This window comes from Streptomyces sp. NPDC049970, from assembly GCF_040660235.1.
Lineage (GTDB): Bacteria > Actinomycetota > Actinomycetes > Streptomycetales > Streptomycetaceae > Streptomyces.
Genome location: NZ_JBFALP010000003.1, coordinates 149,371 through 163,292, shown reverse-complemented (window position 1 = coordinate 163,292; position 13,922 = coordinate 149,371). Strand labels below are relative to the sequence as shown.

Sequence of the window (13,922 nt, the reverse complement as noted above, 5' to 3'; positions counted from 1 at the left end):
CCACGTCCGTCACGGCATGACACCTACGCCGCGGCCGGGATCCTTGTCCCCGCAAGGGCCGAGGCCGGGGCGAGCGCGATCTCCAGCACCTGGCGGACGTCGGTCACCGGGTGGACCTCAAGGGTGTCGAGGACCTCGGCCGGGACGTCGTCCAGGTCCGCCTCGTTCCGCTTGGGGATCACAACCGTGGTGATGCCGGCCCGGTGTGCCGCGAGCAGCTTCTGCTTCAGGCCGCCGATCGGGAGCACCCGTCCGGTCAGCGACACCTCGCCCGTCATCGCCACGTCCGTCCGCACGAGCCGCCCCGAGAGCAGGGAGGCCAGCGCGGTCGTCATGGTGATACCGGCACTCGGGCCGTCCTTGGGCACCGCGCCCGCCGGGAAGTGGATGTGGGCGCCCCGGTCCTTGAGATCGGCGACCGGGAGCTCCAGCTCCGCACCGTGCGAGCGCAGGAAGCTCAGCGCGATCTGCGCGGACTCCTTCATCACGTCACCGAGCTGACCGGTGAGGGTCAGTCCGGACGCCCCGGTCTCCGGGTCGGCCAGCGACGCCTCGACGAAGAGCACGTCACCGCCCGCTCCGGTCACCGCGAGCCCGGTGGCGACACCGGGGACGGCGGTGCGCCGCTCGGCCGGGTCCTGGGCGGACTCGGGCACATGGTGCGGACGGCCGATCAGGCCCCGCAGATCCTGCTCGGCCACGGTGAAGGGGAGTTCCCGCTCACCCAGTTCGTGCTGGGCGGCGACCTTGCGGAGCAGCCTGGCGACGGACCTCTCCAGGTTCCGCACCCCGGCCTCCCGGGTGTACTCGCCCGCCAGCTTGCGCAGCGCCGACTCGTCGAGGGCGACCTCCCCCTCCTCCAGACCTGCCCGCTCCAGCTGGCGCGGGAGGAGGTGGTCGCGGGCGATGACGACCTTCTCGTCCTCGGTGTAACCATCGAGCCTGACCAGCTCCATGCGGTCGAGCAGGGCCTCGGGGATGGCTTCGAGCACGTTGGCGGTGGCGAGGAACACCACGTCGCTCAGGTCGAGTTCGACCTCCAGGTAGTGGTCGCGGAACGTGTGGTTCTGCGCCGGGTCGAGCACTTCGAGCAGCGCGGCGGCCGGGTCGCCCCGGAAGTCCGAGCCGACCTTGTCGATCTCGTCGAGCAGGATGACCGGGTTCATCGAACCGGCCTCCTTGACCGCCCGGACGATACGCCCCGGAAGCGCGCCGACGTACGTACGCCGGTGGCCCCGGATCTCCGCCTCGTCCCGGACACCGCCGAGCGCGACCCGGACGAACTTGCGTCCCATGGCGTGCGCGACGCTTTCGCCGAGGGACGTCTTGCCGACGCCTGGGGGGCCGACCAGCGCCAGCACGGCACCGCCCCGCCGGCCGCCGACCACACCGAGCCCGCGGTCGGCGCGCCGCTTGCGCACCGCGAGGTACTCGGTGATGCGCTCCTTCACGTCCTGCAGGCCCGCGTGCTCGGCGTCGAGGATCTCCTGGGCGCCCTTGATGTCGTAGGCGTCCTCGGTCCGCTCTGTCCACGGGAGTTCCAGGACGGTGTCCAGCCAGGTGCGGATCCAGGAGCCCTCGGGGCTCTGGTCGGACGCGCGCTCCAGCTTCTCGACCTCCTTGAGGGCGGCCTCCCGGACGTTCCCCGGGAGGTCGGCGGCCTCTACGCGGGCCCGGTAGTCGTCGGACTCGTCGCCTGATCCGGATTCGCCGTTGAGCTCGGAGAGTTCCTTGCGCACCGCGTCGAGCTGGCGCCTCAGCAGGAACTCGCGCTGCTGCTTGTCGACGCCGTCCTGGACGTCCTTGGCGATGGACTCCGCGACGTCCTGCTCGGCGAGGTGCTCGCCGAGCCACTGGACGGCGAGCTTCAGACGGGCGACCGGATCCACGGTCTCCAGCAGCTGGACCTTCTGGGCGGTCGTGAGGAAGGGCGAGTACCCGGAGTTGTCGGCGAGGGCGGAGATGTCCTCGATCTGCTGCACCCGGTCCACGACCTGCCAGGCGCCGCGCTTCTTGAGCCAGCTGGTGGCCAGTGCCTTGTACTCCTTGGCCAGTTCGGCGGCGGAGCCGGGCAGGGGTGCGGGTACGGTCACGTCGATCCGGGTGCCCTCCACCCACAGCGCGCTCCCGGGCCCGCTCGTCCCGGCGCCGATCCGCACACGGTCACGGGCCCGGATGAGCGCACCCGGGTCCCCGTCCGAGAGGCGTCCGACCTGTTCGACGGTGCCCAGGACGCCGGTTCCGGTGTAGTTCCCGTCGACGCGCGGCACCAGCAGCACCTCGGGCTTGCCGCCCGTGGGCCGGGCGACGGCCTGCGCGGCCTCCACCGCGGCACGCACTTCCGTGTCCGAGAGGTCGAGCGGCACCACCATTCCGGGCAGCACGACCTCGTCGTCGAGCGGCAGCACGGGCAGGTCGATCGACGTGGACACTCCGGACGCGTTGGACCCTGCAGTCATGATCTCCCCTTAGGCAGGCAAGTTGAGCTATGTGGACTCAATGCTTGTGAGCCGGTGAATGTTCCCCACGGCCTGTTCGCTCTGGGCGATCACCCCTGCGAACCTGCCCGACCTGCGGCCTCGACCTGCCGGCAGAGGGTGCGTACGAGCCACCGCCCGGCGCCCGCACCTACGGCAGCACCGTCCGAGCCTCAGCCATTCCCCTCGCCCGGACACCGGCCCGCCGGAGGCACACGCCGCGGAGCGGAGCATTCCGCACCCCGGAGGGTGAGTCGGCGGTAAACCGCTGGTCCGAGAGTCCCCGGGCCGGGAAAATGGGCGGCCCCGCACCCACCCGACGACCGGCCGGAGGCACCACCCATGCCCGTCGAAGACACACTCGCCCCCGTCGTCGTCGAGAGGCGCGAGGGGCCGTTCGGCGAAGTCGTCCTCCGCGCACGCGGCGACGACTTCGAGATCATCGCCAACGGATGCTTCCTGATGGACACCTCCGACGGGCGCTCCGAGCGCCTGCTCGTCGACGCCGCGCTCGCGGCCCTGCCCGCGGACCGGCCGGATCCGTCGGTACTGGTCGGAGGACTGGGTGTCGGCTTCTCACTGGTGCGCGCCGCGGCCGAGCCGCGGTGGGGCAGGATCGCGGTCGTCGAACGGGAGCAGGCAGTCGTGGACTGGCACCTCGACGGCCCGCTCGGCCGGATCTCCGGTGCGGCGCTCGCCGACCCCCGGACGGAGATCCTGCGCACGGGCCTCGTCACCCACCTGCGATCGACCACGGAGCGTTACGACGCGCTGTGCCTGGACATCGACAACGGGCCCGACTGGACCGTGACGGAGAGTAACGAAAACCTCTATTCGCCCACCGGTCTCGCGGCCTGCCGAGCCCGTCTGACCCCGGGCGGAGTGCTCGCCGTATGGTCCGCACAGCCGTCCCCCGGCTTCGGGGAAGCTATGCGGAATGCCGGATTCCACGCGGTAAGGACCGAAGAAGTAGCGGTTGCCCGAGGTGTACCGGACGTGGTCCATCTCGCACTCAGGCACGACTGATCCCCCGCCCGGCGCGAACGCACCGGGCCCACCACGGGTCGTACGTCGCGAGACCGGGGATCCACGCCCTTTCCGCGGGTAACACCTTCACGACGGACAACACCCTGCGTAGCCGGGAGGCCTCCTCTGCCTCTACGCTGCTGACCGGCACACGGGATCACCGACGACATCCACAAGCGATAACCGTGCCTCCGGGGGAATGGCCTCCGCGAGAACGGGCAGGGGCGGGGCGATGGAACAGACACACACCACCCAGAACGGCGTCGCGGCCACCCCCGCGGCTCAGCGCCGCGTGCTGGTGGTCGAGGACGACGCGACAATCGTCGACGCCATTTCCGCCCGGCTGCGGGCCGAGGGCTTCCTGGTGCAGACCGCACTGGACGGCCCCGCGGCGGTGGACGCGGCCGAGGCGTGGCAGCCCGACCTGATGGTGCTCGACATCATGCTTCCCGGCTTCGACGGTCTGGAGGTCTGCCGTCGCGTGCAGGCGCAGCGCCCCGTACCGGTGCTGATGCTCACCGCACGCGACGACGAGACCGACATGCTGGTCGGGCTCGGAGTCGGCGCGGACGACTACATGACCAAGCCGTTCTCCATGCGGGAACTGGCGGCTCGGGTCCACGTCCTGCTGCGCCGCGTCGAGCGGGCCGCACTGGCCGCGGTGACACCCCGCAGCGGCATCCTGCGCCTCGGCGAGCTCGAGATCGACCACGCGCAGCGCCGTGTCCGGGTGCGGGCCGACGACGTCCACCTCACCCCGACCGAGTTCGACCTGCTCGTCTGCCTGGCCAACACCCCCCGCGCGGTGCTGTCCCGTGAGCAGCTGCTGGCCGAGGTCTGGGACTGGGCGGACGCCTCCGGGACCCGCACGGTCGACAGCCACATCAAGGCCCTGCGCCGGAAGATCGGCGCCGAGCGGATCCGTACCGTGCACGGCGTCGGCTACGCCCTGGAGACTCCCGCGCCATGACCCGGCCCGGCTCCGGACTGCGGCCCTTCTCGATCAAGGCCAAGCTGGGCGCGCTGGTCGTGATCTCGGTGTTCATCACGACCGGCCTGCTGATCGTCGCTCTTCGGACCCGGACCGAATTCCGGTTCATCACGGTCTTCTCGGTGATCGCCACCCTGCTGATCACCCAGTTCGTGGCGCACGGTCTGACCGCGCCGCTGGACGAGATGCGTGCCGTGGCCCGGTCGATCTCGCACGGCGACTACACGACCCGGGTGAGCGGCGCGGGACGGCGGGACGAGCTCGGCGACCTCGCACAGACGATCAACCGCATGGCGGAGGACCTGGAGGCGGAGGACCGGCACCGCAAGGAGCTGGTGGCGAACGTCTCCCACGAACTGCGCACTCCCATCGCCGCGCTGAGAGCCGTGCTGGAGAACGTGGTGGACGGGGTGTCCGCCGCCGACCCGGAGACGATGCGTACGGCACTGAAGCAGACCGAACGCCTGGGCCGGCTGGTGGAGACGCTGCTCGACCTGTCCCGGCTGAACAACGGCGTGGTCGAACTCAGGGCTCGCCGCTTCGAGGTCTGGCCGTACCTCTCGGGCGTACTGAAGGAGGCGAATCTCGCCGCCTCGCAGCGCCGGCTCTCCTCCGGCTCCGGTAACCACTCGCGTACGGATGTCCATCTGCACCTGGACGTGTCACCGCCCGAGCTGACGGCCCACGCGGACGTGGAGCGGCTGCACCAGGTGATGGCCAATTTGATCGACAACGCCGTCAAGCACAGCCCGCCGCACGGCCGGGTCACGGTACTGGCGCGTCGCGGAGCCCATCCCGAGTCGCTCGAGCTGGAGGTCGTCGACGAGGGGCCGGGCATCCCTGAGGCGGAGCGCCACCGGGTCTTCGAGCGCTTCAACCGCGGCCAGGCGCCGGCCCCGCACGGGCCGGGCAGCGACGGCGGGACGGGACTGGGCCTGGCGATCGCCCGGTGGGCGGTGGATCTGCACGGCGGCCGGATCGGAGTGGCCGAATCCGCCCGCGGCTGCCGGATTCAGGTCACTCTTCCGGGGAACCCGCAACTACGTAGTTGACCCCGTGTTCGAAGCGGAGTGCCCCGTTCTCACCCGTGCCCGGGAAAGAGATACGGTCCAGGGGGCCACAGCACTGGCCTCGCGTACCCGAAGGGCAGCGGAACCTTGCTTGTTTCCCGCCATTTCATGCGCCGAAACCCGGCTTTCGATGTGATGTGCACGACGAAGACCGGCCCGGCCTGCACGTAACGGCTGGGGAGGCGTAGCCTTGATTTCCGCTGTCCATCACCTTGTGAAGCGGAAGAGGGCGGTTGCCGCCGTGTCGTCTCAGTCCCCCAGTAACTCGAGCATCTCGACCGATCAAGAAGCGGGCTCCGGGTCCAACCCGGCTGCCGCTTTCGGCCCTAATGAGTGGCTCGTCGACGAGATCTACCAGCAGTACCTCCAGGACCCCAGTTCGGTCGACCGCGCCTGGTGGGACTTCTTCGCCGACTACAAGCCGGGCGCGTCCGGCACGGCGGACAAGCCCGTCCCCGCACCCGCGGGAGCGGTGACCCCGGCCCCGGCCGCCACCGCTGCGAGCACCGACACCGCTCCGGCACAGGCCGCGCAGCAGGCCCCGGCCGCTCCGGCGGCCGCCCCGGCCGCTGCCGCGCCCGCGCCGAAGGCCGCGGCTCCCGCGAAGGCTCCCGCCGCCCCAGCTAAGGCCGCCCCCGCTCCCGCGGCGGCGAAGGCCGACGCGACGGCCGAGGCGCCGGCGGGCCCCGAGTACGTGACGCTGCGCGGCCCGTCGGCCGCGGTCGCGAAGAACATGAACGCCTCCCTGGAACTGCCGACGGCCACGTCCGTCCGCGCCGTCCCGGTGAAGCTGCTCTTCGACAACCGCATCGTCATCAACAACCACCTGAAGCGCGCCCGCGGCGGGAAGATCTCCTTCACGCACCTCATCGGGTACGCGATGGTGCAGGCCCTCAAGGCCATGCCGTCGATGAACAACTCCTTCGCGGTGAAGGACGGCAAGCCGACCCTGGTCAAGCCGGAGCACATCAACCTCGGCCTCGCCATCGACCTGGTGAAGCCGAACGGCGACCGCCAGCTGGTCGTCGCGGCCATCAAGAAGGCCGAGACGCTCAACTTCTTCGAGTTCTGGCAGGCCTACGAGGACATCGTCCGCCGTGCCCGCGTCGGCAAGCTCGGCATGGACGACTTCTCCGGGGTCACCGCCTCGCTGACCAACCCCGGCGGCATCGGCACCGTCCACTCGGTGCCCCGCCTGATGCCCGGACAGGGCCTCATCATGGGCGTCGGCGCGATGGACTACCCGGCCGAGTTCCAGGGCACCTCGCAGGACACCCTGAACAAGCTGGGCATCTCGAAGGTCATGACGCTGACCTCGACGTACGACCACCGGGTCATCCAGGGTGCGGCGTCCGGCGAGTTCCTGCGCGTCCTGTCCCAACTGCTGCTCGGCGAGAACGACTTCTACGACGAGATCTTCAAGGCGCTGCGCATCCCCTACGAGCCGGTCCGCTGGCTCCGGGACATCGACGCCTCGCACGACGACGACGTCACCAAGGCCGCGCGGGTCTTCGAGCTGATCCACTCCTACCGGGTCCGCGGCCACGTCATGGCCGACACCGACCCGCTGGAGTACCGCCAGCGCAAGCACCCCGACCTGGACATCACCGAGCACGGCCTCACCCTGTGGGACCTGGAGCGCGACTTCGCGGTCGGCGGTTTCGCCGGCAAGACGATGATGAAGCTCCGCGACATCCTCGGCGTGCTGCGTGAGTCGTACTGCCGCACCACCGGCATCGAGTTCATGCACATCCAGGAGCCCAAGGAGCGCAAGTGGCTCCAGGACCGGGTGGAGCGCCCGCGTCCGGCCCCGGAGCGCGAGGAGCAGCTGCGGATCCTGCGCCGCCTCAACGCCGCCGAGGCGTTCGAGACGTTCCTGCAGACCAAGTACGTCGGCCAGAAGCGGTTCTCGCTGGAGGGCGGCGAGTCCGTCATCCCGCTGCTCGACGCGGTCATCGACTCCGCCGCCGAGGCCCGCCTCGACGAGGTCGTCATCGGCATGGCCCACCGCGGCCGGCTGAACGTCCTGGCGAACATCGTCGGCAAGTCGTACGCGCAGATCTTCCGGGAGTTCGAGGGCAACCTCGACCCGCGGTCGATGCACGGCTCCGGCGACGTCAAGTACCACCTGGGCGCCGAGGGCACCTTCACCGGTCTGGACGGCGAGCAGATCAAGGTCTCGCTGGCCGCCAACCCCTCGCACCTGGAGGCGGTCGACCCGGTCCTGGAGGGCATCGCCCGCGCCAAGCAGGACATCATCAACAAGGGCGGCACGGACTTCACGGTCCTGCCCGTCGCGCTCCACGGCGACGCGGCCTTCGCGGGCCAGGGCGTCGTCGCCGAGACGCTCAACATGTCGCAGCTGCGCGGCTACCGCACCGGCGGCACCGTGCACGTGGTGATCAACAACCAGGTCGGCTTCACCGCCGCCCCGGAGTCGTCGCGCTCCTCGATGTACGCCACGGACGTGGCGCGCATGATCGAGGCGCCGATCATCCACGTCAACGGCGACGACCCGGAGGCCGTGGTCCGCGTCGCGCGGCTCGCCTTCGAGTACCGGCAGACGTTCAACAAGGACGTCGTCATCGACCTCATCTGCTACCGCCGCCGCGGTCACAACGAGGGCGACAACCCGGAGTTCACCAACCCGCAGATGTACACCCTGATCGACAAGAAGCGCTCGGTGCGCAAGCTCTACACCGAGTCCCTCATCGGTCGCGGCGACATCACGCTGGAGGAGGCCGAGCAGGCACTCCAGGACTTCCAGGGCCAGCTGGAGAAGGTGTTCGCGGAGGTCCGCGAGGCCACCTCGGCGCCGTCCCAGCCGCATGTCCCGGACGTCCAGGCCGAGTTCCCGGTCGCGGTGGGCACCGCGGTCTCCTCGGAGGTCGTGAAGCTGATCGCCGAGTCCCAGGTCAACATCCCCGACGGGATCACCGTCCACCCCCGCCTGATGCCGCAGATGCAGCGTCGCGCCGCGTCGGTGGAGAACGGCACGATCGACTGGGGCATGGGCGAGACCCTGGCCATCGGTTCACTGCTGATGGAGGGCACCCCGGTCCGGCTCGCCGGCCAGGACACCCGACGCGGCACGTTCGGCCAGCGCCACGCCGTCCTCGTCGACCAGAAGACCGGCGAGGACTACACCCCGCTGCTCTACCTCTCCGACGACCAGGCCCGTTACAACGTCTACGACTCGCTCCTCAGCGAGTACGCGGCGATGGGCTTCGAGTACGGCTACTCGCTGGCCCGCCCGGAGTCCCTGGTGATCTGGGAGGCGCAGTTCGGTGACTTCGTCAACGGCGCCCAGACCGTCGTCGACGAGTTCATCTCCTCGGCCGAGCAGAAGTGGGGCCAGACGTCCGGCGTCACCCTGCTGCTCCCGCACGGCTACGAGGGACAGGGCCCGGACCACTCGTCCGCCCGCCCGGAGCGTTTCCTGCAGATGTGCGCGCAGGACAACATGACGGTCGCGATGCCGACCCTCCCGTCGAACTACTTCCACCTCCTGCGGTGGCAGGTGCACAACCCGCACCACAAGCCGCTGATCGTCTTCACCCCGAAGTCGATGCTCCGCCTGAAGTCGGCCGCCTCGACGGTCGAGGAGTTCACCACCGGCGGTTTCCGCCCGGTGATCGGCGACGAGTCGGTCGGGGCGGAAGCGGTCCGCAAGGTCGTCTTCGTGTCCGGGAAGCTGTACTACGACCTGGACGCCGAGCGCGAGAAGCGTGGCGACACGGAGACCGCGATCATCCGTCTGGAGCGCCTGTACCCGCTGCCGGGTGCGGAGATCCAGGCCGAGATCGCCAAGTACCCGAACGCCGAGAAGTACCTCTGGGCCCAGGAGGAGCCGGCGAACCAGGGTGCGTGGCCGTTCATCGCGCTCAACCTGATCGACCACCTGGACCTGGCCGTCGGTGCCGATGTGCCGCACGGTGAGCGCCTGCGACGCATCTCGCGCCCGCGCGGCTCGTCCCCGGCGGTCGGCTCGGCCAAGCGCCACCAGGCCGAGCAGGCCCAGCTGGTCTCCGAGGTCTTCGAGGCCTGACCACCCGCTGTACGCGCCGGACGGCCCGGCCCCGCGAGATCTTCGCGGGGCCGGGCCGTCCGGCTTTCCTGGCTCGTTATTCTTGTCCCATGTACTTCACGGACCGTGGCATCGAGGAACTGGCGAAGCGGCGCGGCGAGGAGGAGGTCACCTTCGAGTGGCTCGCCGAGCAACTGCGTACGTTCGTCGACCTCAACCCCGACTTCGAGGTCCCCGTAGAGCGCCTCGCGACCTGGCTCGCCCGACTGGACGACGAGGACGACGAGGACGCGTAGTCACCGCCCGGACCTCCCGGCTGCGTCCGCCTCGCTCCTGAACCGGTCGTAGGCGAGACCCAGCGCTCCCTGCACCATGAGCACCAGGCCGGCCGCGATCCAGCCGCCGCTCCGGCGGCGGGCTCCCCACAGGGTGAGGGGCACTCCGGCGGCGACCTGAGCCGTGGCCAGCGCCCGTGCTCGCGGGCCGAGCACCCAGGGGCCGAGGCTCCCGCGCTCCACCGCGTCGAGTTCCACGCGTACGGCGTCGCGCCAGCCGGCCCACTCGATCTGCTCCGCCTGCGGGAGGATCGCGGCGACCGAGCGCAGCCGGTCGGCGGGATCACCGGGGGTCAGACCGGTCGGCAGTTCGACCCCGGTACGGCCGAGCACGGCCAGCAGGCCGCGCAGCCGGGTGTCCGCGTCCGCCTCCGGGTCTGCGCGGGTGAGCCCTTCCAGCACCTGGACGTCGAGGACCGGGTCGAGGCCCAGCCGGGCGGCGAACGTACGCATGGCCTCGTCCTCGCCGACCGGGGTGCCGTCGGCAAGCCAGACGTAGCCGACCGGGCGCCGGAAGCCTGCGGCGAGCGTGCAGCCGGACCGGTCGCCGTCCCACCACAGGGCCAGCGCCGGCCAGGTCGAGCCCACCGCGAGGGCGGCGGCCCAGCCGCCGACGACCCGGTCGACGGGCTCCGTGCCCTGCTCGGCCGCGGGGCTCCCATAACCCGGCGGGCCGTCCTTGCGCCACGGCTTCCCTTCGGGGACGAGCACGCTCCAGCCGTCCCCCGCGGGCACGAGCAGCATGCTCTCCTGCAGGAGACGGGCCACGGGCCGTACGGTCTCGGGGTCGGCCCGGCACAGCAGCAGGGCTCCCACAGATGTCGCGGTCATGCCTCACACGCTAGGGCAATTTGCCCGAATACGAGCGAGCTGAGAGCCTCCCCCCACCCTTCCCATCCCCTCTGCCGATTCTTCTTGACTTCTCCGATCCGCGATATATCGTGTTCTCAAGAAGACGCGATATGTTGCGTCACGCCACCCAGCGGGAGGTCCGACCCATGCCCGAGTCGACGTGGACCGTCGCCGAGCCCCGGAAGCTCACCTTCGACGAACCGGTGACCGCACTCAACGTGCGCATCGTCGACGGGATGATCAACGTCGTCGGCACCGACGAGGCCACCGCGAGGCTGGAGGTGTCCGAGATCGACGGTCCGCCGCTGATCGTGACCCAGCGGGACGGCACCCTGACCGTCGCCTACGAGGACCTGCCCTGGCAGGGCCTCCTCACCTGGCTCGACCGCAGGGCACCGCGGCGCCGCGCGGCGATCTCGCTCGCCGTTCCGGCGGGCGCAGCGGTGGAGGTCGGCGTGATCGGAGCCGAGGCGGTCGTCTCCGGGATCCGGGGGCGCACCGAGCTCCGGGGCATTTCCGGCGCGAGCACCCTGGTGGGGCTCACCGGAGTCGTCCGGGCCGAGACCGTGTCCGGCAGCGTGGAGGCGCAGTCGGTCACCGGCGATCTGCGCTTCCAGTCGGTGTCCGGCGATCTGACGGTCGTCGAAGGCGCGGGCACGTCCGTCCGGGCGGAGTCCGTCACGGGTCACATGGTGCTCGACCTGGACACCTCGCCGAAGCCGACGGACATCAGGCTGACCTCGGTCTCCGGCGAGATCGCCATCCGACTGCCGCACCCGGCGGACGCGAGGGTCGAGGCGAACACCGCGAGCGGGACCGTCTCCAATGCCTTCGAGGACCTGCGGGTGGGTGGCCAGTGGGGCGCGAAGAAGATCACCGGCACCCTGGGCGCCGGCACGGGAAAGCTGAAGGCCACGACGGTCTCGGGCTCGATCGCCCTGCTGCGGCGCCCATCCGCACAGGACAGTGCCCACACCACCGAGCCGACCGGGAAGGTGCTCTGACATGCCCCCCGTATTCGCCCATGGCCGCCTGCGCCTCTACCTCCTGAAGCTGCTGGACGAGGCCCCACGACACGGTTACGAGGTGATCCGGCTCCTGGAGGAGCGCTTCCAGGGGCTGTACGCGCCTTCGGCGGGCACCGTCTATCCCCGGCTGGCCAAGCTCGAGGCCGAGGGCCTGGTCACCCATGCGACCGAGGGGGGCCGCAAGGTCTACTCCATCACCGACGCCGGCCGGGCGGAACTCGCCGGACGCGGTGGGGAGCTCGCCGACCTGGAACTGGAGATCCGCGAGTCGGTCTCCGAACTGGCCGCCGAGATCCGCGACGACGTGCGCGGCGCGGCGGGCCAGCTGCGCAGCGAGATGCGCGCGGCCGCCTCGGAGTCACGGCAGTCCCCCGACGCCGGGCGGAGCGGCTGGGACCCCGGACTCGGGGACAAGGAGGCGTGGCGCACGGCGAAGGAGGAGCTGCGCAAGGCCAAGCAGGAGTGGAAGGAGCAGGCGCGCCGGGCGAAGGACGAGTCCCGCCGGGCCCGTGAGGACGCCGAGCAGGCGCGCCGTCAGGCCAAGGAGGCCCAGGACAGGGCCCGTGAGCAGATGCAGAACGCCGCCCGTCAGGTGCAGGAGCACTTCGCACGGGGCGACTGGCCCAAGGGCGTGCAGGAGGGCCTGGCCGAGATCACAGGCCGCCTCGGCAGCTTCGCCGGCACGGGCACCTGGCCGTTCTACACCAGGCCCGCTCCGGAGGAGCCGAACATCGAGTGGGCCGCCGACACCTCGGCCACGGGCGATCCCGCCCGGGACCTGGACCGCCTGCTGGACCGGTTCCGCGACGACATCCGCGACGCCGCGCGAGACCAGGGTGTCACCGAGGACCAGCTCACCGAGGCCCGGGGCCATCTGGCCACGGCCGCGATACGGATCGAGACCCTGCTGCGGAAGACGGCCGACGCCGACGGGGCATCCGAGGGCCGCGGCACGTCCTGACACCCGGACGACGACACCGTCCGGGGCGCGATCCGGGCCCCGGTCGGCTCCGTCCGGAACCTTGCCCGCCTGAGGTTCCGGACCGCCAGCCCCTCGGGTGTGACCAGTTCTGCCCGCGTGGGCGGGCCTTCCGGCGTGCTCACCCCGTGGTGAGGACGATCTTCCCGAAGAGGTCGCCGGCGGCGAGCCGCTCGAAGCCCTCGCGGGCGCGGTCCAACGGCAGTGCCTCGTCGATGACGGGCCGCACACCGGTGGCCGCGCAGAACGAGAGAAGGTCTTCCAGCTCGTCCTTTGAACCCATGGTGGACCCGACCACCTTGAGCTCCAGGAAGAAGATCCGGGTCAGTTCGGCGTGCGAGGGGCGGTCTCCGCTGGTGGCACCCGAGATGACCACGGTTCCGCCGGGCCGCAGCGACTTGACGGAGTGGGACCACGTCGCGGCACCGACGGTCTCGATGACGGCGTCCACACGCTGCGGCAGCCTCGCGCCCGGCTCGTAGGCCTCCAGTGCCCCCAGCTCGACAGCTCGCCTGCGCTTGGCCTCGTCACGGCTGGTGGCGAACATCCGGAGGCCCGCGGCCTTGCCGAGCACGATCGCGGCGGTCGCCACCCCGCCGCCCGCACCCTGCACGAGGACGGAGTCGCCGGGCCGTACACCGGCGTTGGTGAACAGCATCCGGTAGGCGGTCAGCCAGGCGGTGGGCAGACAGGCGGCCTGTTCGAAGGTGAGTTCCTTCGGCTTGGGCAGCACGTTCCAGCTGGGCACGGTGACCTGCTCGGCGAAGGTGCCCTGGTAGCGCTCGGTGAGGATGGAACGCGGCTCGTCGGGGCCGACCCCGTGCCCGGTCTGGCCGATGACGGAGTGCAGGACGACCTCGTTGCCGTCCTGGTCGACACCCGCTGCGTCACAGCCGAGGATCATTGGGAGCTTGTCCTCCGCGAGGCCCACGCCCCGCAGCGACCAGAGGTCGTGGTGGTTGAGCGACGCGGCCCTGACCGTGACGGTGGTCCACCCGGACCGCCCCTCCGGTGCCGGGCGTTCGCCCAGTTCGAGTCCGTCGAGGGGCCGGTCACGGTCGATGCGGGCTGCGTAGGCGGCGAACATGGCCATGACGATAGGCCGTGACGCGTCGTGACGTAACCGTTCGGTGGTGT

10 protein-coding genes are annotated in these 13,922 nt (G+C 70.7%); 7 read left to right on the top strand and 3 right to left on the bottom strand.

The annotated features are described in order from the left end of the window. Window positions 1–23: 23 nt before the first annotated feature. The gene (gene lon, locus AB0I83_RS07020; protein ID WP_356841383.1) at window positions 24–2,459 is read right to left on the bottom strand and encodes an endopeptidase La; all 2,436 of its coding nucleotides are present in this window, start codon (window positions 2,457–2,459) and stop codon (window positions 24–26) included. 360 nt (window positions 2,460–2,819) lie between these two features. Between lon and AB0I83_RS07015 the strand changes: the two genes are divergently transcribed. The 5 genes from AB0I83_RS07015 (at window position 2,820) to AB0I83_RS06995 (ending at window position 9,887) form a co-directional block, all read left to right on the top strand. Further along, window positions 2,820–3,503, top strand: coding sequence for a spermidine synthase (locus tag AB0I83_RS07015; protein ID WP_363303881.1), 684 nt, complete (start codon window positions 2,820–2,822; stop codon window positions 3,501–3,503). Between the two features lie 232 nt (window positions 3,504–3,735). Further along, complete coding sequence (locus AB0I83_RS07010; RefSeq protein ID WP_356534196.1) at window positions 3,736–4,473, top strand: response regulator transcription factor; 738 nt, start codon at window positions 3,736–3,738, stop codon at window positions 4,471–4,473. Then, window positions 4,470–5,546, top strand: a complete 1,077-nt coding sequence (locus tag AB0I83_RS07005) for an ATP-binding protein (RefSeq protein ID WP_356534198.1) — start codon at window positions 4,470–4,472, stop codon at window positions 5,544–5,546. The genes AB0I83_RS07010 and AB0I83_RS07005 overlap by 4 nt, the downstream gene beginning before the upstream one ends. 259 nt (window positions 5,547–5,805) lie before the next feature. Further along, window positions 5,806–9,612, top strand: a complete 3,807-nt coding sequence (locus AB0I83_RS07000) for a multifunctional oxoglutarate decarboxylase/oxoglutarate dehydrogenase thiamine pyrophosphate-binding subunit/dihydrolipoyllysine-residue succinyltransferase subunit (RefSeq protein WP_363303880.1) — start codon at window positions 5,806–5,808, stop codon at window positions 9,610–9,612. Window positions 9,613–9,701: 89 nt separating this feature from the next. Next, complete coding sequence (locus AB0I83_RS06995) at window positions 9,702–9,887, top strand: DUF6104 family protein (RefSeq protein ID WP_053136981.1); 186 nt, start codon at window positions 9,702–9,704, stop codon at window positions 9,885–9,887. Here the strand turns inward: AB0I83_RS06995 and AB0I83_RS06990 are convergent, their stop codons facing one another. Further along, window positions 9,888–10,757, bottom strand: coding sequence for a hypothetical protein (locus tag AB0I83_RS06990; RefSeq protein WP_363303879.1), 870 nt, complete (start codon window positions 10,755–10,757; stop codon window positions 9,888–9,890). A 167-nt stretch (window positions 10,758–10,924) separates the two neighbouring features. Here AB0I83_RS06990 and AB0I83_RS06985 point away from each other — a divergent pair, with 167 nt between their 5' ends. Together AB0I83_RS06985 and AB0I83_RS06980 are read left to right on the top strand one after the other, a co-directional pair. Further along, window positions 10,925–11,782 (top strand): DUF4097 family beta strand repeat-containing protein, encoded by an 858-nt coding sequence (locus tag AB0I83_RS06985; RefSeq protein WP_363303878.1) that lies wholly within the window; start codon window positions 10,925–10,927, stop codon window positions 11,780–11,782. Window position 11,783: 1 nt separating this feature from the next. Then, window positions 11,784–12,767 carry a helix-turn-helix transcriptional regulator gene (locus AB0I83_RS06980; RefSeq protein WP_363303877.1) on the top strand — a complete coding sequence of 328 codons (984 nt, stop codon included), beginning with the start codon at window positions 11,784–11,786 and terminating at the stop codon, window positions 12,765–12,767. 139 nt (window positions 12,768–12,906) lie between these two features. On the opposite strand, the gene AB0I83_RS06975 is transcribed toward AB0I83_RS06980, so the two are convergent. After that, window positions 12,907–13,872: a zinc-binding dehydrogenase gene (locus AB0I83_RS06975; protein ID WP_363303876.1), complete on the bottom strand. Its 966-nt coding sequence runs from the start codon at window positions 13,870–13,872 to the stop codon at window positions 12,907–12,909. Between the last annotated feature and the right edge of the window lie 50 nt (window positions 13,873–13,922).